This window comes from Xanthocytophaga agilis, assembly GCF_030068605.1.
Classification (GTDB): Bacteria; Bacteroidota; Bacteroidia; order Cytophagales; family 172606-1; genus Xanthocytophaga; species Xanthocytophaga agilis.
In genome coordinates, this window is record NZ_JASJOU010000008.1 from 194,309 (window position 1) to 215,466 (window position 21,158).

A 21,158-nucleotide genomic window follows, 5' to 3' on the forward strand; every position below is an offset into this window, starting at 1 on the left:
AGTCGCAACTAACCTAACTCACTATAAATCAAAAACATAATTCTATAACTTTTTTCTTAACTTATCTTCCCTGTTAGGCCAGTTCTCTTTTCTGGTGTATTCTTCGCATTTTCAGCTACACTATTTAATAAAGCAACAGAGACATTGCCTCCATCAAAGACACATGTCAGCTTATCTCCATGAATAGCTTCTACAAACCGCAGATTGAGTTGTAAGGTAGTATCGTTTATCCAGGTAGCTGTACCAGCTATTTTTGAAGGTACAGGGTTTCTGCCTGCTACTGAAAAAATATACGGAACAGAATCTTTGTTCACAAACCAGTTCTGCCATCCAAACTTTATTGTATGTGGTCCACTTGCTGTCTTTATTGTAATAGAACAAGCATCTTTTGTAAAGTCAAATTGTAGTTGTGTAGCACCATATTCATTCTTCTCCAATTGAATGACTTTCTTATTCCACTTTGCAGCAGATGGAGACTGCACATTTCCTACAGGAACCGATAATTTTAGTCCAGCCAACTCTTTTTTCAACTCGGATAAAGTAGTACTGTCTTCGTTTAGCTTACCATCTTTAATTCCGGGAAGCAGATGTTCATACACAACGTTCATTGATTTTTGCATATCCCAGCTTTCACTTGTTACAACAAGTACTGCATCATATTGTGGCATAACAAAGCAATACTGCCCAAATGCACCATCGCCTCGATAAAAACCGGGTTTACAACGCCAGAACTGATATCCATACCCCTGACTCCAGTCACCATCCCCAGCCTGTGAGGTCGTTTGTGCTTTGGTAGCATCATCAACCCAGCTTTCTGACAGAATTTCTTTCCCATTCCACTTACCTTTCTGCAGATACAATTGTCCAAGCAAGGCAATGTCTTCTGTTTTTACACGCAACCCATATCCGGCAGTATTTAATCCTTGAGGTGAGACTTCCCAATCATAATTTTTAATACCCAATAGCTGAAACAGACGTGGCTCCAGGTATTGCGTCAGTGTCTGCCCTGTCTTTTTATGTACAATAGCTCCCAGCATATAGGTAGCTCCTGTATTATAGAGAAAATGCGTTCCGGGCTGAAAAGCTACAGGTTGACTCAAAAAAGTTTTTGTCCAGGTTTGTTGTTTCTCCTGCTCACGCAATTTAGGCATAGTATCCTCTCCATGTCCAGTATTCATGGTAAGCAAATGTTTTACTTTCATCTGCTTTAAATTCTCATCCGGAGAGGCAGGCGCTTCATCCGGAAACAAAGACAATACAGAATCTTCAACACTCAGCTTTCCCTCCTTCACCAACAACCCGATGGCAGTACTCGTAAAACTTTTAGACAGAGAATATAAGGTATGTTTATACTCAGCAGCAAACGGTTGCCACCACCCTTCTGCAATCACTTTTCCATGACGCAACAGCATAAAGCTATGCCAGTCTATACCTGAAGAACGGGTAGCTTTTATAAAATTAAGAATTGAAGAAGAAGAAACACCTTGTGATTCAGGACTTGTACGCGCCAATCCTGAAATACCTTTCTGATTCAGGATGCTAGCATACACGTAATTTGTGGGAAATAAGCTAATGCCCAGAGCGGTAGCTCCGATACCTTTTATAAAGTCTCTTCTGTGTGTGCTCATTGTAACAGATGGTTGAGTGAGAATTTCAGGTTTACAGGGTATATATTCTTGTCTGAAGCTTCTGGTTGGAAAGCCATTGAAGGTTTAGCAAACATGAGCAATCTACAATATTTTAAAGAAAACATTCAATTATTTATCCTTATTACAAACCACTCATTTATTAGATAGTATAAAACAGAAACGGTTTGCAAGTACTTTTTGCAAACCGTTTTATTAAGACAATAGATTAGCAGTCAACCCTTCTATTGTTGAGCATACATCACAATAGAGGCTTTCGCAATAGTATTTCCAAATAAGTTAAATCCCACATAAGCAGGGCTGGCGTTTTTGTCCAGAGAGAGTTTGCTCTTCAAAGCATATACGGTAATCAGGTACTCGTGTGGGGCACCCGGAGGAGGGCAAGGTCCGATGTAACCTGGTGCACCAGCATCTGTCACACTTTGTATAGAACCAGCTGGAGCCAACGATTTGCTAATATCTCCAGCTCCAGCTTTCAATTCTGTAACGTTAGCAGGAATGTTAAATATCACCCAATGCCAGAAACCGCTTCCTGTAGGTGCGTCTTTGTCATAGATAGTCACTGCAAAGCTTTGGGTTCCGGCAGGTACATTTTCCCAGTAGAGTTGAGGAGATATATTGCTTCCATGACATCCGAAGCTATTAGCAAACTCTTTCTGAGTGGCTTGTCCTCCAATTTCCTTACTCTTTAACGTAAATGTCTGGGCCATTGCCATAGTACCAATCATCAGGCAGGCTGTAAGTAATGCAAGTCCTTTTTTCATTGTATCTGTTGTTTAATAGTTACAATGCAAAGGTACCCGTACCTAAAAAGAATAGAGTAAGGCTATCGGATCAAAAACTATTGCTAAACGTTCAACTTCTGGTTCTGGTACTCTTTAGGGGTAACTCCAAAAGTCTGTTTAAAGGACTGAATAAAGCTGGATAGATTTTCATATCCTACTTTGTAATATACATCACTAGGCTTTTCCTCTGCCTGCTGTAATAGCCTGGCGGCAGTCTCCATTCTGCGTTGAAGCATCCATTTGTTAGGAGACGTCCCGTAAAGCTTTGTAAATCTGCGTTTAAATGTCGAAACACTCATATTGCATAAGAATGCAAGTTCTTCTATGGTAACATGATTCTCACTATGCGTTTCGACTGTTTTCCGAATCTCAAAATCACTCTGATCTTCCTGTATACAGGTACGCAATCCTAATAATTTCTCAGGAAATCTGTCAGCCAGATACAACATAATCTCTTCAAACTTCAGTCGTGCCATTTCTGTGGAAACACTCTTTCCGGCAGATAACATAAGGCTCAATGATGCAATATAATTTTTCAGAAAGTCATCTTTCTCAAAAACCACAAAAGGCTCATCTGGTGACTGCTTTCGGGAGGAACGGGTAAATAGGCCTGCGTACTTCAAAAAAAAATCTGTTAATACTTTATTATCAAAAAATAACAAAGTACTGCTATAGCCACCCTGCTCTGAAATAAGCTTTTCAGTCATCAGACAATTACCGGAAGACAACAACAGAAACTGGGAAGAATCAATACGAGCATGTTTTTGCGAGTACGAAACCACTTTTTGCCCTTCTGTGAGAAAGCTAAACAGATTCTGGTTTAATGTTACCCGATTTTTTGTTGAATTTTCGTTTGCCCGATAACTGACGATATGAATTCCCTCTGCACATATAGTTTCAGCAGAGGCAGCTATCAGGTCATATGGCAGTGAATGGATGTTCAAGTTCACAATAGAGAGAAGACGTGTATTTCGACAAAGATACTTTTATTCTTTTGGATTGAATACAGAATCAATATCCTATATTTTCCTACCACGTAATATCACCCTATATTAATATAAAATAATTCTTTCCCCTCACAGGTATCTTTGTAGGTAGACATCTTCACGACCAAGCCTAAATCATTGAAGGACAAATAGCTGCTCATATTCTGAACATCAACATGTTATTTAATTCATTTGAATTTCTGGCATTCTTCCTACCTATTACTTTAACGGTATATTTCCTGCTAAATAAATATGGGTTTGACAAACCAGGCAAAGTGTGGTTATTAGCCTGTTCACTATTCTTTTATGCCTGGTGGAAGCCTATCTTTCTTTTACTGATATGCACTTCTATGGTCATCAACTATTTTGCTGGCCAGAAATTAAACTATATTGAAAACCCCAAAACCCGTAAGATATTTTATATCACTTGTCTTCTGGGTAACTTGTCTGTATTGCTCTACTATAAGTACACCAACTTCATTGTAGATAATTTCAATCTGCTGCTTACAGAAGATATTGTTATTGATAAAATTGCACTTCCATTGGCAATAAGCTTCTTCACCTTTCAGAAATTCGCCTACATTACAGACAGCTACAAAGGTAAAACCAAAGGATATGACTTTCTAAACTTCTGTCTGTTTGTAGCATTCTTCCCGCAACTCATTGCAGGTCCGATTGTTCATCATAAAGACATTATGCCGCAGTTTCAGGATGAAAGTAAAAAACAATTCAATACAGAGAATTTCCTGAAAGGGCTATATATATTTCTACTTGGCCTGATAAAGAAAATTGCGATTGCAGACACATTTGCCATTGTTGCGAATGCCGGCTATGGTGATGCAACTCACCTGTCATTTGTGGATAGCTGGATTACATCCATTGCCTATGCTGTACAGCTTTATTTTGACTTTAGCGGCTATTCAGATATGGCCATTGGAGCGGGGTTATTATTCAATATTACATTACCTATCAACTTTAACTCACCCTACAAAGCTACCAATCTGCAGGACTTCTGGAGAAGATGGCATATTACATTAGGCAATTTTCTGCGGGAATACATCTATATTCCATTAGGAGGAAACCGCAAAGGAGAATTGCTTACTCTAAACAACCTGATGGTGACCTTCCTGGTAGGTGGAATATGGCATGGCGCAAACTGGACATTTCTTATCTGGGGATTTATGCACGGATTTGGACTGGTAGTACATAGATTATGGCAAAAGACTAAAATCGTTATCTCTGACAGTGTTGGTTTACTCATCACCTTGTTATATGTCAATTTTGCCTGGGTATTCTTTCGGGCTACCTCTGTGGGTGATGCACTAGCTGTACTAAAAAGCATGGTAGGGATAGGTTCTGTCAGCTATACGGGCTCAAAAGTACTGACCGATATTTATATCTATCCTACTTTAGTGGCAGGAATGTTCTTCCTGTTTTTGAAAAATCCACCACAACTTGCCAAGGAGTTCCGATTCAATACACAACATCTGTTGTATATGCTAGGCCTTACGCTGATAGGACTGATTTATCTGAACTCCATTACCTCCAATGATTTCCTTTATTTTGATTTTTAATGTAAGAAGATCAACACCTGATATTTTAATCCATCATGAATAGCAAAAAGTTTCTTTTTACGTATGTTATACTAACCCTTGTGTTGGTAACTCTTATGGCTGGAATCAATTATTTCATTGATATATATGGACTATTCAGAGGAAAGAAAGATCGTAAAGTATATATCAATGAACGGACATCCAAATACCTGATGTCCTATCGGTATATTCCCGAAAATTTTGAAGGTTTTATTCTGGGTCCCTCATTATCTGCAAACTTGAATCCCGAACAAATAAAAGAGTACAGGATCTATAATGCCAGCATTATGGGCGCTAACATCTCCGAACTCAATTATCTGGTCGATAATATTGTAGAAAGGGGAAATATGAAGTTCGCTATCATCTGTCTGGACCCTTATCTGACTAAAGATCATGGCCGAAAAAGTGCCAATATCACAACAGAAGAATACTTTGGAGCATTGGGTTCTACCAACCTGCTCAAAACGTATCTTTTGTATTTTGTCCGAAATAATAACATAGCACCTCATCGCTATGCTCCGGATTTGCACAATACAGTAGGTTGGAACAATTTTGAAAAAGAAACACACAATATAGACTCCAAACGTTCTATCGAGGAAAAGGCAGCCAAACGACAATATGAAAAAACAGAGATTGATCCGGTTGCCTATAAGGAGCTGAATACAACACTGATCAAACTTCGCCATAAAAATATTAAAGTAATCGGTTATTTTAGTCCTGTGCCCTATAAGCTCTACCAATTAGGTAAATCAGATTATCAGAAATTCGAAAATGATATCAGTGCCTTATTCAATAAAAGTGATGTACTGATTAATCTGAATGAAGACCAATACAAAGACATTACCAATGACTACAATACATTTATTGACCATGGACATTTGAGTGCAAAGGGACAACACTTTGTTTTAAGTGTACTGGAGAGAGAGTTAAAGCAGTTATTTCCTGCTAAAGTAAATTATGCGTCCAACTAACGCTATCTTGATTCAAAATTACTGTTAGATGTTATTATCCTCTAAACAATCCATTATTTGGGTAAATGTATTTCAAAACGACTTCCAACATTCTCTTTACTTTTGACCACTACCCAGCCATGTAATACCTCCACCTGTGTTTTTACCAGAAAGAGTCCATACCCTTTTCCTTTTACGTGAGTATGTAAACGCTGATAGAGACCAAAGATCTTGTACAATTCCGCATCTGCCAGGTCAAAGCCTATTCCATTATCTTCTACACTCAAAACATTTTCTGCCTCTGTAGCAGAAATATGAATAGAAACCCAGGGAATTCGTTCAGGTGAGCGATATTTGAGAGCATTCGAAATAAGGTGATACAGAATACTTTCCATATAACTCCGGATTGTAACAATCTCAGGGACCTCAATAGTACTATCTATTTTTGCGTGTGTATTTTCTATCTGGTCATTAAACAGGTCCACCGTATAACTCACAAGTCTTGCTGTATCAATCTTTTCTTTATACTGATCTACATTGTTTTTGATAGATAATATAGATGTGAGATCACTAATGGTTATATCCATGTCATGAGCCGCTTTATGCAGTAATTCTACCAATTCATGATCAGGAGATGTTGTATCCTCATCTTTATCTGTTTCTATCAAATGCAGCAAACCCAGAATACGGGCTACAGGGGCTCTCAGATTATGGGAGACAATATAGGTAAACTGTTGAATATCCTGATTTTGTTGAGTCAAATTTGAAACTGTAGCCTCCAGTTCTGCTGTTCGGGCTTGCACTTGTCGCTCCAGATCTTTATTCAGAAATTCAATTTCCTGATTACGTTGATGAAGATTATCCATTAATATAAGTTGCGTTTCATTACTCGCCTGTAATTCTTCGTTACTGGCACTTAGTTCTTCACTTACAGCCGCAAGTTCTTCATTCTTATACTCCAGATCCATTTTCTGTGAATGCAATAGCTTGTTTGTACGAATCTTCTCTCTGACAATATAGGTTAGCAACAAAGAAGTTAGTATAAGTGCACTTATCACTGTTACAAAAATAATCTGTTGCTGTCGTTCACGACTTTCAGCCAGTAATAACCTATATTCACTTTCCTTCTTTTCCAGTTCAAACGAAGACTTCAGCCGAATCTCCCGAATAATCTGACTCTGGTCAAAAAGTAGTTTGCTCAGGCTATCTGCCCAAAATAGACTTTGTGTTGCTAATTCATGTCTGCCAGTCTTCTGGTAATATCTGGCCAACTGTTTATGAAATGTATAGTTCAGCTCAGAATTGTGAACGTTTTTTTGAAATTCAATAGCTTTCTCATAATACGTCTGCGCCAGATCAGACTGCTTTGTATATTCATATACTTCGGCTATAGACAGACTAACAGTCAATGCCTCATCCCAGAATTTACGATAAATAGCTATATCCAGGTCCTGAAAGTAAAAAAGCAAAGCTTTTGTGTAGTTACCCTCCATTTTATAGCTATTCCCTATACCTCTGGCAGCAATTCCTATCCAGACGGTATCCTTATAGGTTCTGGCTGCCTGCATTGACTTTTCAAAGAACTGAATAGCCTTAGCATAGTTCCTCATATCACTATAAGCCAGTCCTATAGTGTTAAATGTAGATATATACCCACGTTTATTCAATGAATCAGGCGAAGATCTGACTATCTCCTGTAAATTAGCAATACAATTCGTATAATCTTTGACCTTGTAATAGAGATCCCCAACAAGGTAACGTATACGCAAGATAAAGGCGTTTTTATGTAATTTTTCAAAATACTGGAGAGCCTGCTGATAGAATTTCAGTGCCTGTGAAGACTTATGTACACTTTGATTGAGATTTCCCAGCTTAATACAGATAAGACCGGCTTCAGGATATAACTGTTCTTCAAGAGCCTGTTTTAACGTAGCCTCATATATACTATCTGACTTATTAAAGGACCTCTCACCATAATACATTGCACCTGCCAACATATAAAAATAGATCTGTACTTTGGGATCTGCTGCTTTCTCAGCCAGAGTGATCACTTTCTGCAATTCATACGCACGCCGGTTATCAGATAAATGTTCAAAATCGGAAGTATATTTTTCGATTAGCGCTTCATAGGTCTCCACAGAGGTCTCAGGCATTTGCGTCACAATCTGATTAAGATTGGTAACCTGAGTAAAAGCAACTGTAAAGAGAAAGAAGAGTGATAGACTTAAAAATATATTTCGTATAAAAAGCATACGTATATTCTGGCGGTTCCGTGCGTCTTATTAAGTAAAGTCTTTTTTTAATTAAATCCAATTGTTAAACCATCTTGTTCAAAATTATGACAATAGAAATATCTTAAAGATGTATTTACCTTAAAAAAATACCATTGACAGATAAGTAAGAAATAAACAAAAGTCAGGCATTCAATACCTGACTTTTGTTGTAGCTTGGCTCTGTACCAGACTTATTTTTTCTCCACAAAGATCACTTAATCTATTTTCCAGATACTTTTTGTAAATATTCCTGACGAAGTTTGCTATTCTTCTTCCCATATACAAAATATACAACCAAACCAATCGCCAACCATAGAATCAATCGAATCCAGGTATCAGCTGGTAAATAAACCATCATAATAATACATGTGATAATTCCCAGAATAGGCACAACGGGAACTAAAGGGGTTTTAAAAGCGCGAGGGGTATCAGGGTTTGTTTTTCGCAGAACCATTACTCCAATGCATACCATCACAAATGCCAGCAGTGTTCCAATACTTGTCATTTCTCCAACTACACTGATAGGAACCAAGCCTGCAAACAAACTAATAAATGCACACAATAAAATATTGGACTTGTAAGGTGTACGAAACTTTGGGTGTAATTCCGAAAAAACAGCCGGAAGTAATCCATCTTTGCTCATAGAATAAAAAACTCTTGACTGTCCCAGTAAATCAACCAGAATAACGGATGTATATCCAACCAAAATTGCCAGAATGATCACGGGGCTCAACCATGCATAAGGCGTTTTTTGAATAGCAATAGCTACCGGAGCAGCACTATTTTTAAATTCGGTATAATTTGCCAGTCCGGTCATGACATGACTAAACGCAACAAACAAAAAGGTACAAATAGCCAGAGAGCCAATAATCCCGATTGGCATATTTCGCTGAGGATTCTTCGACTCCTGTGCCATAGTGGCTACAATATCAAAACCGATAAACACAAAAAATACAACTCCAGCTCCTCTTAGGATGCCACTCCATCCATACTCCCCAAAAGTACCTGTATTCGCAGGGATATAAGGCTGATAGTTAGCTGGATTGATATACTTCCATCCCAGAGCAATAAAAACAATGACAACGCCTACCTTCAAAGCTACTACCAAGGCATTATACAGAGCTGAACCTTTTGTACCTCGAATGATAATGCCTGTAATCAGCACAATGATTAGCACAGCAGGCAAGTTTATAATTCCGTGCACTTCTGTACCATCAGCCAGTTTCATACTCTCGAAAGGAGACTGTATAAACTGAGGAGGAAGATAGATACCGTAACCTGATAAAAATTTTACCAGATACTGAGACCAGCTAATACCAATAGTAGCCGCTCCGACAGAATACTCCAGTACCAAATCCCAGCCAATAATCCAGGCAAACAACTCACCTACCGTAGCATACGAATACGTATAGGCACTTCCGGCCACAGGCACCATAGATGAAAACTCAGCGTAACATAGAGCACTGAATGCACACCCTACAGCTGCCACTATAAAAGATATGGTCACAGCCGGCCCTGCATTATTTGCAGCGGCCAGTCCCGTCAGCGAAAACAAGCCGGCTCCGATAATAACCCCAATGCCAATAGCAATCAGATTCACTGCACCCAAACTTCGCTTCAATGTATTTCCCTGAGTTTGTGCAGCTTCCTGTTGCAGGCTTTCCAATGATTTTTTAAACATGTTAATGAAGAACATCAGAGAAGGTATCTCTCTGAATAAGAAAACGTGTTGGTAAGATAATTAAACATGACAATCCTTTTTTTAACAGTATCCTGCGCTACAGATCTGTGCAGATAAAAAAGTACATTGTCCATTGAAAACGAACAATGTAAAAACAAAAGCAGCTGCAAACTTAGGAAATCGTTTTCAGATTCATTTCAATACAGAGGATAATCTTTTCGTTTTCTGTATTTTTCCTGCTTTAAAACACTAAGCTTTCCAACTATCAGACTGGAAAAATACATATTATGACAATTCGGAAACAGGAGCAGATACACAAAAACAGTGCATTCCATAAGAATAGGTGTATTGAAGTTGTAACTGGTAGTTTTCGCAGATCTGTTTTACAATAGCAAGCCCTAAGCCTAATGACTCTGAACCATCGCTGTCTTTCTTGAACCGATCAAAAAGTTTCTCCGGATCATTTTTCAGTGGCTCACCACTATTGTATATACATAATTGCCTGGCGTGCGTAAAGATGCGTAGTATACCTTCAGGCTTACTATATTTGATGGCATTGCTCAACAGGTTATTTACTAAGCTGTCTGCAAGTGCAGGAGAAATATTTACCAGAAACGGTTCTTTCAGATCAACATCTACGGTTAGCTGACGCATAACCAGAAACTCTTCAAAGTCAAGAACTTTATTTCTTGCCAGGTCTGTCAGATTTACCTCTTCAGCATCCCGAAACTGATGATTTTCAATCTTGGTAAGCAACAGCAATCCTTGATGCAATCGTGACATACGTCTGGATGCCTGATAAATTTCATCAATCCAGTAGGTCTGTTGCTGAGAAAGTGAAGAGGATTGCAGCAGTTGTTCCACCCGTACATTAATCAGAGCCAGTGGTGTCTGAATTTCATGGGATGCATTCTCGGTAAATTCTTTCAGACTCCGGTAATCGTGCTGCATTTTTTCAGCCATACGTTTCAATACCTGATTCAGTTCATCAAATTCGTCTACTTCCTCTTTCTTCAAATCTATGGGCGTCACACTGGTCAGGTCAAATTGCTTGATTTTGGATAAAGTGTTATAAAATGGTTTCCACAGGTTTCCAGACAGTCGTCGCTGAAACCAGTACATTAAAATCAGCAGCAAGCTCAAAAATGTCACCATCACAAAGGTGATAACTTCAATGAGCTTATAAGTCTGAATCAGTGATTTACGAATAGAAACTTTGTAGTCGGCATTCCCAATTTTCGTATAGAAGGTTATCTGCCGGAAAGGGTCGTCCTGGTCTTCGTACCGATTGTAGATCAGTGTGTCTTTATACATCTCTGTTATCGGCTCTTTGAAAGTGACAGGTATTACTTCGATCTTGTTTTCAACAAAGTAACAACTGCTGGACCATGCTTGATGAAGTTGTATATACGCTTCAAAATCACGTTTTTCTACCTGCAATCGACTCTCAACTTCATCATAGATGACTACACGTGTGATCCAATAAAAAGCCAGAGCTGTAATCAGGTACAGGCTTAACAGAAACAGAAGATAAATGCCACTGGCTTTGGTAAGTAGTTTCACGGAGTACCAAATTTATACCCAATGCCGTAGATAGACTGTATGTAATCTGTACTTCCTTTTTCAAGAAGTTTACGGCGCAGGTTTTTAATGTGAGAATAAACAATATCAAGAGAATCAACGGTGTCAATATTATCACCCCATAGATGTTCGGCAATAGAGGATTTCGTCAGGGCTACATCCACGTTTGAGAGGAAGTATAGCAACAAGTCATATTCTTTTCGGGACAAAGGTGTTTCCTCTTCCTTCACAAATACCTTCCGGGATTGCGTCTGCACCCGAATCTCGTGGTAAGTAATTTCTGTATTTCCTCCAAAATGGCGTCTGCGTATCAGGGACTTAATGCGTGCGTTCAATTCGGATAGATGAAAGGGTTTTGTCAGGTAGTCATCTGATCCTAACTCCAGACCTTTGATCTTATCTTCCAGTGCATTACGGGCTGAAATAATAATAATACCTGTCGTGACTGCTATTTTCTTGAGCATACCCACAATATCATATCCATCCCCCCCTGGCAGCATCAGATCTACTACCACACACTCATAGTAATACAGATTGACCTTTTCTTCCGCCTCCCAGTAATTACTGGCTACCTCACATACGAAGCCTTCTTTGGTTAAATAATCTGAAATACTTTCGGACAACCCTTTTTCATCTTCTATGATCAGAATCTTCATACAATGCTGGATATAGAAACGTATAACTGGTAAAATAAAAACGAAAATATAGCCCAATTCTGGAAAAATACTGGAAGAAAGGTTTTAAAATACTCGTATAGAGGGATTTCATTTCCCAAATATTTCCAGAATTGGCTCCTAGTTTTGGTATCGAATCTTAGTTGGAATCCTAAAACCTTATTCTTTTGATACCAATGAATCATCCAACATCAATTCTTTTAGAGATACAAAACACCTTTCATCCGTCGGTTCAGTCACAGGAGAAAGAGTCATCTCAGCCATCCAAAACACGATATTTTACAAGGCTTACTTTATTGACTCTATTATTGGTAGGTGCAACAATATCCGGCCAGGGGCAACAGGTAAACTTGCAGCAGGTTTTGAATGAAAGCAAACAAAACTATCCTTTACTAAAAGCCAAACAAGCAGAAGTGACTAGTGCACAACGAAGAGTAAAGTCTGCCAACACAGAGTATCTGCCTAATGTAATCATACAGGATCAGTATACATACGCTACCAATAATAGTGTTACGGGGTCCTACTATCCTAATGAAGGAACTGCCATATCACCTTCGGGCGGTATTCGTCCTGACAATATTTATCAGGGTGTCTTTGGCAGCTTTACAACGGCTTTGCTGGAATGGAAAATCATCAACTTTGGTAAAGTAGCCGCCAATGTACAGGCAGCACGCAATGAGATGGCTCGCAGCCAGCTGGAATATGAAAACGAGTTGTTCCAGCAACAAATCCGGGTGATTGATTCCTATCTGTTGCTCTTGATCAGTCAGAAACTGGTAATGGTACAACGGAGCAATCTGGAAAGAGCCCGTATTTTCAGAGAAGTTGTAGCATCAGGCGTTTCTTCCGGAATGCGTCCTGGTGTAGATAGTTCGCTTGCCAATGCAGAATATACCAAAGCTCAACTTCTACTGCTGGAAAGCCAACGCAATGAAAAAGCGCAACGTCTGCGTCTTTCAGAGTTAACAGGAAATCTTCAGGATAGCCTAGCTGTAGATAGCATGAGCTTTTACACAAAGCTTCCGATTATACCTACAGGAGCTTCTTCTATTCAGAACAATCCGCTGTTACGTCTGTACCAAGCTCAGACTTCAGTTGCAGAAGCCAGAAGTATCGCTGTTCGCAGGTCATTTCGCCCTTCTATTTCCTTTCTGGCTGCAGGCTGGGCCAGAGGATCAGGTGTCTCCAATAAGGACGACTCATACCGGACTGACTTTGCGAGTGGGGTTAACTATCAGGTATATAACTACATGATTGGTATCTCAACCCGCTGGAACCTGACCAGCATTTTCAAGGTCCACAACGATTACCAAAGCGAAAAAGCCCAGTTGCAACGGTATCAGGAGCTATACAATGATCAGTCACTAAAACTCAATCGGCAATTTCGTGAATCAGAAATGCAGTTTGCCCTTACATTGGATCAGGCCAGACTGGCACCTGTTCAGTTAAATGCTGCCCGCCGGGCAATGAATCAGGCACGTGCACGCTACGAAAGCGGTCTGACAGATCTCCCTACTGTCATGCAAAGTCTGCTTACACTCAACCGGGCAGAAGTAGACCAGTACGTAGCTATCAGCAATGCCTGGCGATCGCTGTTACTTCAGGCAGCGGCTACTGGTGATCTGTCGCTGTTTCTGAACCAGCTTAACTAATCTTTTGTCATTAAACACTGTTTAGATATGTATCAATTAATTCGAAATGCCTTGCGAAAGCCGATTGCGGTCATTGTGGCCGTCATGGGAATTCTCTTTTTCTCTGTGCTTTCGTTGTCAAGTATTCCGGTAGATATTTTCCCCAATCTGGATCTGCCGACTATCTATGTCGTACAACCGTATGGTGGTATGGCCCCTGATCAGATGGATGGCTTTATCGCCACCCGTTATCAAGATCACTTTCTGTATGTGTCTGGAATCAAGGATGTAGATGTAAAAACCATTCAGGGTCTTTGTCTGATCAAATTACAGTTTTATCCGGGTACGGATATGGCTCAGGCAGCGGCAGAGGTAGCCAACAACGTCTCACGTGCTAAGGCCTATATGCCAGAAGGGACGGTGCCACCCCAGGTGGTACGCTTTGACGCCAGTTCGGTTCCGGTTGGTCAGCTGGTATTTGAAAGCAAAACCCGATCCTTAAATGAGATACAGGATTTTGCTTCTTCAAGAATACGACCTATGTTCTCCCGGATTGAAGGGGTATCCAGCCCTCCTCCTTTTGGGGGAAACCAACGTACCATTGTGGTTAAGGTAGATCCTCAATTGGTACGCAGCTACAATCTTACACCGGAAGAAATTATTCGTTCGATTGTGTCTAATAACCAGCCCTCCCCTGCCGGAAACATTCGTATGGGAGACAAAACGCTGATGACTCCTGTCAATTCTCTGGTGCGCAAGCCTGAAGATTTCCTGAATATACCTATTCGGATTGGATCAGGTCCTACCGTATTTGTACGGGATATCGGCACTGTAGAAGATGGAGCGGATATTACAGTAAGTTATGCATTAGTCAACGGACGCCGGGCAGTATATATCCCGGTTGTTAAAAAGTCTGATGCGTCTACACTGGCGGTAGTAAACAACATCAAAAAGGCAATGCCGGAACTTCGCAATGCCATTCCAGAAGATGTAAAGGTTTCGTATGAGTTTGATCAGTCCGTATATGTAACCAATGCATTAAAGAGTCTTGTAACGGAAGGTATTTTAGGAGCAGTATTGACAGGGTTGATGGTGCTGTTATTCCTGAAAGACTGGCGGAGTGTAATCATTGTGGTATTGACGATTCCTATCTCTGTACTTTCTGCGGTTATTCTGCTTCAACTGGCAGGCCAGTCTATTAATATTATGACATTGAGCGGATTAGCACTAGCTATTGGGGTACTTGTCGATCAGGCAACGGTAACGATAGAAAATATTCACCAGCACCTGGAAATGGGGAAACCCAAGGCGCAGGCTATCTGGGATGCCTGTAAAGAGATTGCATTTCCCGAGTTTCTGATTCTGCTGGCAATTCTGGCAGTATTTGCTCCAGCGTTTGTTATGAGCGGTATCCCTCGTTCTATGTTCCTGCCACTATCGCTCTCGGTAGGCTTTGCGATGATAGCATCCTTCCTGTTGTCTCAGACGTTTGTGCCTGTTTTGGCAAATTGGTTGTTAAAAAGCCATCCACCTCATGAAGCGCCAACACTGGCACTGGACAAACAGGAAATATCCGATATGATTGAAGAAGAAAAACACCATGCGCCAGCACCAAAGGGATTTGACAAATTCAAACTCAAATACAGCCAGTTCCTGGAAAGGGTATTATCCTCTGGAAAAACTACGGTTATTGGATATCTTGTGGTATCAGTATTATTTGTCGTAGGAGGATTTCTTCTGATTGGAACAGACATTCTACCAAAAGCAAACAGTAATCAGTTTCAGCTTCGGTTACGGGTACCGGATGGAACACGGGTGGAACGTACAGAAGAAGCAACGTTAAAAGTATTGGATATTATTCGTTCAGAAGTGGGTCCTAATCATGTAGAGATCTCTTCAGCATATGTAGGTACAGTGCCTTCCAGTTATGGTACTTCCAACATATTTGTATTTAATAGTGGACCTCATGAGGCTGTGCTACAAGTGGCACTTGCTGAAGGTTTTTCAGTTCGCATGGATGCTCTCCAAGAGAAACTGCGTAAACGAATGACAACCGAGATACCAGGATTAAGAGTATTGTTCGAACCGATTGAGCTGGTAGATAAGATCATGAGTCAGGGGTCAGCCACTCCTATTGAGGTAACTGTTGCAGCCAAAGATGTCAAAGAGGCAGGACGCTTTGCTCAAAAGATTTTGGACCAGATGAAGCAGGTTTCGTTCTTACGGGATGTACAAATTGCTCAACCTCTATCCTATCCCGTGTTGAAAGTAGAAATGGATCGCCAACGGGCAGGGCAACTGGGAGTGACTTCATCACAGGTAGCACGTTCACTGGTGGCAGCCACATCTTCCAGTCGTTTTACGGATAAAAACCTCTGGCTGGATGATGCAAAAGGCCTTGCCTATCAGGTACAGGTACAGATTCCTGAAAACCTGATGAGTACTGTTGAGGATATTGGCAATATTCCCTTACATACAGGGGCCCAACATCCGGTATTGTCTGATGTAGCTACGTTTTCTGAGGAGACAGCACCAGGTCAATATGACCGTTCGGGTCCAAACCGACTGGTAACCATCAATGCCAATGTATTCCGGAAAGATTTAGGTGCAGCAGATAAAGCTGTAAAAGAGGCCATTCGCAAAGCTGGCGAACCACCACGCGGGGTAATTGTGGAACAGAAAGGACAGACGCAACTATTAACGGATACGTTGAGCAGCCTTCAAACCGGATTGATCATTGCCATTGTCATTATCTTCTTGTTGCTAAGTGCAACTTTCCAATCCTTCAAGCTTTCTTTTGTAGTACTCTCTGCTATTCCGGCTGTAGTGGTTGGGGCACTGGGAATGCTTCTGCTGACAGGCTCTACGCTGAATCTGCAATCATACATGGGATTAATCATGTCTGTGGGGGTTTCAGTAGCAAATGCTATTCTGATGGTAACCAATGCCGAAAATTTAAGACTGGAACTGAAAGATGCCCGTCAGGCAGTTGTTATTGCCGCAAACAGTCGTATCCGACCTATTCTGATGACCAGTATTGCCATGATTGCAGGTATGATCCCCATGGCATCCGGACTAGGTGAAGGAGGTGATCAAATTGCACCTCTTGGACAAGCTGTAATAGGTGGCCTGATAGCCTCTACACTAGCGTCATTGCTGATTTTACCAGGAGTTTTTGTCCAAATACAAGGGAAAGCATCTTTGGCCTCTGTATCTCTTGATCCTGAAGATCCTGAAAGTACCTTTTTCCAACCAACTACTCAAACACATTCTGCTATATGAAATACCTTCCTTTTATTCTAGTACTGGCTTCAGCCATTTTAACAAGTGCATGCAGCCATGAAGAAGCAGACGGAAACAAAGAAACGTCTGCGACTGCCGAAGTTCAGGAAATTACCATAGTTCCTGTACAACAGTTGCAACCTTCCAAGCAAATAGTATTGCCGGGCGAATTAAAGCCCTGGAACAAAGTAAATATTCATCCCAAAGTAAAGGGGTTTGTCAAAAGCTTGGCAGTGGATCGTGGATCTGTTGTGAAAAAGGGACAGGTGCTGGCTATACTGGATGCACCGGAATCCTTGTCTGAACTTAGTCAGGCTAAAGCTCAGCTACAGGCTGCCGAAGCAACGGCCAGTGAACAAAGCACCCGTGCGCAGGCGAGTAAACTTACCTATCAGCGTATGTTAAAAACCAGCAAAATGGAAGGTGCCGTTTCGCTCAACGAACTGGATCTGGCGAAAGCTCGTATGATGGGTGACAGTGCATCAGCTACTGTGGCACAGGGAAATGTTCAGGCAGCACGCGCCTATTACCAAACTAAGTCTCAACTAGCCCAGTATTTAACTATCACTGCCCCGTTTGATGGAGTTATTATCGAGCGGAACACCAGTCCGGGAGCATTGGTAGGACCTTCGGAGAGTAGCAGTGCCAAACCCTTATTTGTGTTGCAAGATAGCCGTACCTTACGTTTGACAGTAGCAATCCCAGAGGTATATGCTAATCAGATTTCGGGCAAAGGCACTGTAAACTTCACAGTGAATGCGGTTCCTGAAAAGTTATTTACAGCTACCTATGCCCGTAGTGGAAGTAGCCTGCAGGAAGAGAACCGATCTATGATGACAGAGTTTGATATAAAGAATACCAATGACGAACTCAAAGCAGGTATGTACGCAGAAGTTCGTCTACCTATCACCCGATCTGCGCAGACTTTATTCGTTCCTGTAAAATCGGTAGTCAGCTCTTCTGAAAAGGTGTTTGTAGTTCGGGTAAAGGATGACAAAGCAGAACGCATAGCTGTTAAAAAAGGTAATGTGGTAGATACGTTGGTAGAGGTATTTGGTAATCTGCAACCTGGCGATTGGATTGTGAAAGAAGCCTCAGATGAAATAAGGGAAGGACAATCGGCTAAATGGCATCGTACAGAGTCCCAGCCTGTATCTACAACAAGTTATCAAAAGTAGAAGTCTTTTCGTTATTTACATGAATCATCCAGAATATTGGATGGAAGATCAGCACCTATGCTTTTGAACCTATACTCTTTTCAAAAGCATAGGTTCAAAAGCATAGGTGCTGATTTATTTTTGAGTGAGACATCTCTTCTTTTGCCTTCTCAGATTCCTTTTATCAGTCTTCTTACACTTTCTTCATTGTTTGCTTGACCAAAAAATGAAGAAAAAAAGGGAACTTTCTGTCGAACCTCCAGCCCGCAAAGCCAGAGGCTTTCCCTTATCTTGTTCCAGATTTTTCTAGAAATGAAGGTTTTAAAAGAAAGAGTCTAGTTCGAACGTCCACCCGTACCAGTGACTTTTTTTGTTTCCTAAAAAATTAAATCACTTCGCCTTCCACTCCTGAATAAACTCTGTATAGCTATCACTGATAGGCAATTCTTTACCAGAATCAAGTATAGCCTTTCGGTTATGAATAGAATTGACCCGATCAATAGCCACGACAAAACTACGATGTATGCGTTTGAATTGTTGTTCAGGTAGCTTCTCAAGTACCTTTTTTAAGGTCATCAGTGTAACTACAGGTTTCTGTTCACTCAAATGTATCCGAATGTAATCTTCCAGGCTTTCGATGTATTCAATATCACTAAGATTCACCCGAACTTGCCGGTATTCGGAATACACATACAGGTACTCAGCAGATTCTCCTGAAGATCGGGTTTTATATTGATGGTAATCAACAGCCTTGGCGATGGCTTTGGAAAATCGCTCAAAATCGATGGGTTTCAATAGATAATCAACCGCATTGAGTTCAAATCCTTCAAATGCGTAATTCTTATGTGCTGTTGTAAAGATGATTAGAGGCATAACATCCAGCGAACGAACCAGATCTAGACCGGATAGGTCGGGCATATGTATGTCAACCAGCAAAAGATCCATAGGGTTCTGCTTCAAAAAGTCGACTGCCAGAACTGCATCATCAAAAGTTTGTACCAATTGCAAAACAGGTAATCTGGCAATATAAGTTTTGAGAATATCCAAAGCCAGGGGTTCATCGTCTACAGCAATACACTTTAGGAACATTTCACAAAAATTTGTCAGGCTATATTCTGTTTCTTCAAAAAACACTGTACAATGACTAGGAATATAAGTTTAGCTCAACAGTGAATACATTATCTTCTGATTTAATATTCAAAGAATGCTTATCTGAATAAAGTCGATTCAAACGTTGTTTGGTATTAACAATCCCTACTCCTTCCCGATTTGTATTCTGATCTGTGGTAAAAATCTGATTCTGGCAAAAAAAGTAAATGTGCTGTCGTTCTGCAACTATTTTGATTATAATGCTCCCTAAATGATGATTACTAACACCATACTTAAATACATTCTCAATAAAAGTCATCAATAACAATGGAGCTATTTTCACCCGTTCCTGATTACCATTTACAGAGAAATCGATTTGCATATTTTTTCCTAATCGTAACCGCTGCAGGTCAATATAGTTTCGGATACATTCTACTTCATTGCTCAGAGGTACAAAATCTTCCAATACTTCATCTGTTACATAACGCATAATATTGGAGAGCTTCATGATAGAAGTAGCTGTATTCTCATTCTGTGTGATTGCCAATGCATAAATATTATTCAGGGTATTAAAAAGAAAGTGTGGGTGAATCTGGGCTTTCAGGAAAGACAGCTCAGCACTAATCTTGTCAGCCTCTGCCTGTACTGCCCGTTTTTCTGTTTCACGCCACTGATACATGGTCTCAATAGCAATGCTTAAAGCCATCATAATCACAAAAAGGAATATGCTGGTAATATCCACATGATCTCCTTCCGGTAACATTGCTATATTTTCTTCAGGTCTTGGCCTAAAGTCAGGACGTTCGTGCATAGGCTTACCGAAACGAGGTGGTGGCACAAAACCTGGTGGTGGTTCTTCTTCTCTTCCGGAAAAGGAATTATGCACAATAAGCTGATCAAACGGCTTTAGCATGTATACACTGGCAAACAGACAAATAACAGCAAATCCATATAAAATATATCTCTTTTTAAAAAACAGGAACGGAAATATCCAGTAGGTATGCAGATAAAAGAGGGCAATATAAAACAGGCAAAACTGCCAGTAATAAATGGACGTCAGGAGTTCTCCTATACTCTCTACGTCACTCATAAATAACAGAGGGAAAACAAAGAGCAATATCCAGCCTGAACTATGAATGAAGAGGGAAGTTGTTTTTAGACGAACCATACTCAAAGATACTAATTTCACTATCTTTCTATCAGTCAAAGCATGATTTGTATTCATTCTGACACCAGGATACACACATGTAATATATATTCTGAAGTAGAATATGTAATTTCAAAAATAAGTCTAGCGATTTCCGAGTTACCCTATACCTCCCTATCGTATAAAGGGTAGATACACTTACTTGCCATATTGTTATCCTGGATACGCGTATGAATAAAGATGTACTGGAAAAATCTCTTAAATACACCACTATCAATAAAAAGGCACTGGAAGAATCTGTTCAGGCAGGGTGTTATTACTGTTTAAAGGTATATCCTGCATACAAGGTAGTGGATTTTGTAGAAGCAGATGAGACAGGTATCTGCCCTTATTGCGGTATAGATTGCGTGTTGCCCGATAAGTCTCCTTATGAACTGACAAGAGAAAATCTTCAGGAACTGCACACTTTCTGGTTTTAGAATACAGAACCACTATACAAGGCAACAGGTTTAGAACCCGAGTCTTATTCTATTTTGTTAAGGTCATCCTTATCAAGCGAAATCTCTTTATTACATGCATTCTTTTTTATGACAGCATGTAATTCCTTCTCCAGTCTTGTTCCTTCCTGAATAAGTTTTCGCAAATTCTGATATTGAATATAAATAAGAAAAGGCAATCCACATA

15 protein-coding genes are annotated in these 21,158 nt (G+C 40.3%); 6 read left to right on the top strand and 9 right to left on the bottom strand.

The features are described 5' to 3' along the window. Nucleotides 1-56: 56 nt before the first annotated feature. From QNI22_RS22340 to QNI22_RS22350, 3 genes are all read right to left on the bottom strand, one after another. A complete protein-coding gene (locus tag QNI22_RS22340; RefSeq protein ID WP_314514062.1) occupies nucleotides 57-1,628 on the bottom strand; it encodes a serine hydrolase domain-containing protein in 1,572 nt (523 codons plus the stop codon). Nucleotides 1,629-1,870: 242 nt separating this feature from the next. Then, on the bottom strand, nucleotides 1,871-2,410 hold the full coding sequence (locus tag QNI22_RS22345) for a YbhB/YbcL family Raf kinase inhibitor-like protein (RefSeq protein WP_314514063.1): 540 nt from the start codon (nucleotides 2,408-2,410) through the stop codon (nucleotides 1,871-1,873). A gap of 83 nt (nucleotides 2,411-2,493) precedes the next feature. Continuing rightward, nucleotides 2,494-3,381 carry a helix-turn-helix transcriptional regulator gene (locus QNI22_RS22350; RefSeq protein WP_314514064.1) on the bottom strand — a complete coding sequence of 296 codons (888 nt, stop codon included), beginning with the start codon at nucleotides 3,379-3,381 and terminating at the stop codon, nucleotides 2,494-2,496. 212 nt (nucleotides 3,382-3,593) lie between these two features. Here QNI22_RS22350 and QNI22_RS22355 point away from each other — a divergent pair, with 212 nt between their 5' ends. Continuing rightward, nucleotides 3,594-4,991, top strand: a complete 1,398-nt coding sequence (locus QNI22_RS22355; protein ID WP_314514065.1) for an MBOAT family O-acyltransferase — start codon at nucleotides 3,594-3,596, stop codon at nucleotides 4,989-4,991. Between the two features lie 35 nt (nucleotides 4,992-5,026). Further along, the gene (locus QNI22_RS22360; protein WP_314514066.1) at nucleotides 5,027-5,980 is read left to right on the top strand and encodes a hypothetical protein; all 954 of its coding nucleotides are present in this window, start codon (nucleotides 5,027-5,029) and stop codon (nucleotides 5,978-5,980) included. 53 nt (nucleotides 5,981-6,033) lie between these two features. Here QNI22_RS22360 and QNI22_RS22365 read toward each other — a convergent pair whose 3' ends face one another. The 4 genes from QNI22_RS22365 to QNI22_RS22380 all read right to left on the bottom strand — a co-directional run bounded on the left by QNI22_RS22365 (nucleotide 6,034) and on the right by QNI22_RS22380 (nucleotide 12,150). Further along, nucleotides 6,034-8,211 (bottom strand): DUF2225 domain-containing protein, encoded by a 2,178-nt coding sequence (locus tag QNI22_RS22365; RefSeq protein WP_314514067.1) that lies wholly within the window; start codon nucleotides 8,209-8,211, stop codon nucleotides 6,034-6,036. A 241-nt stretch (nucleotides 8,212-8,452) separates the two neighbouring features. Further along, complete coding sequence (locus tag QNI22_RS22370; protein WP_314514068.1) at nucleotides 8,453-9,913, bottom strand: amino acid permease; 1,461 nt, start codon at nucleotides 9,911-9,913, stop codon at nucleotides 8,453-8,455. A gap of 285 nt (nucleotides 9,914-10,198) precedes the next feature. Beyond that, entirely contained in the window at nucleotides 10,199-11,476 is a 1,278-nt protein-coding gene (locus QNI22_RS22375) for a sensor histidine kinase (protein WP_314514069.1), read from the bottom strand. Then, nucleotides 11,473-12,150 (bottom strand): response regulator transcription factor, encoded by a 678-nt coding sequence (locus tag QNI22_RS22380; protein WP_314514070.1) that lies wholly within the window; start codon nucleotides 12,148-12,150, stop codon nucleotides 11,473-11,475. The genes QNI22_RS22375 and QNI22_RS22380 overlap by 4 nt, the downstream gene beginning before the upstream one ends. A gap of 194 nt (nucleotides 12,151-12,344) precedes the next feature. Between QNI22_RS22380 and QNI22_RS22385 the strand changes: the two genes are divergently transcribed. The 3 genes from QNI22_RS22385 to QNI22_RS22395 are packed head-to-tail and all read left to right on the top strand — an operon-like array spanning nucleotide 12,345 to nucleotide 18,259. After that, a complete protein-coding gene (locus QNI22_RS22385; protein ID WP_314514071.1) occupies nucleotides 12,345-13,820 on the top strand; it encodes a TolC family protein in 1,476 nt (491 codons plus the stop codon). A gap of 27 nt (nucleotides 13,821-13,847) precedes the next feature. Beyond that, nucleotides 13,848-17,081 (top strand): efflux RND transporter permease subunit, encoded by a 3,234-nt coding sequence (locus QNI22_RS22390; RefSeq protein ID WP_314514072.1) that lies wholly within the window; start codon nucleotides 13,848-13,850, stop codon nucleotides 17,079-17,081. Then, the gene (locus QNI22_RS22395; protein WP_314514073.1) at nucleotides 17,078-18,259 is read left to right on the top strand and encodes an efflux RND transporter periplasmic adaptor subunit; all 1,182 of its coding nucleotides are present in this window, start codon (nucleotides 17,078-17,080) and stop codon (nucleotides 18,257-18,259) included. The genes QNI22_RS22390 and QNI22_RS22395 overlap by 4 nt, the downstream gene beginning before the upstream one ends. Nucleotides 18,260-18,628: 369 nt before the next feature. Here QNI22_RS22395 and QNI22_RS22400 read toward each other — a convergent pair whose 3' ends face one another. After that, entirely contained in the window at nucleotides 18,629-19,327 is a 699-nt protein-coding gene (locus QNI22_RS22400) for a LytR/AlgR family response regulator transcription factor (RefSeq protein WP_314514074.1), read from the bottom strand. 55 nt (nucleotides 19,328-19,382) lie between these two features. Beyond that, on the bottom strand, nucleotides 19,383-20,417 hold the full coding sequence (locus QNI22_RS22405) for a sensor histidine kinase (RefSeq protein ID WP_314514075.1): 1,035 nt from the start codon (nucleotides 20,415-20,417) through the stop codon (nucleotides 19,383-19,385). A 287-nt stretch (nucleotides 20,418-20,704) separates the two neighbouring features. Between QNI22_RS22405 and QNI22_RS22410 the strand changes: the two genes are divergently transcribed. Next, entirely contained in the window at nucleotides 20,705-20,953 is a 249-nt protein-coding gene (locus tag QNI22_RS22410) for a cytoplasmic protein (protein WP_314514076.1), read from the top strand. Nucleotides 20,954-21,158 lie beyond the last annotated feature (205 nt).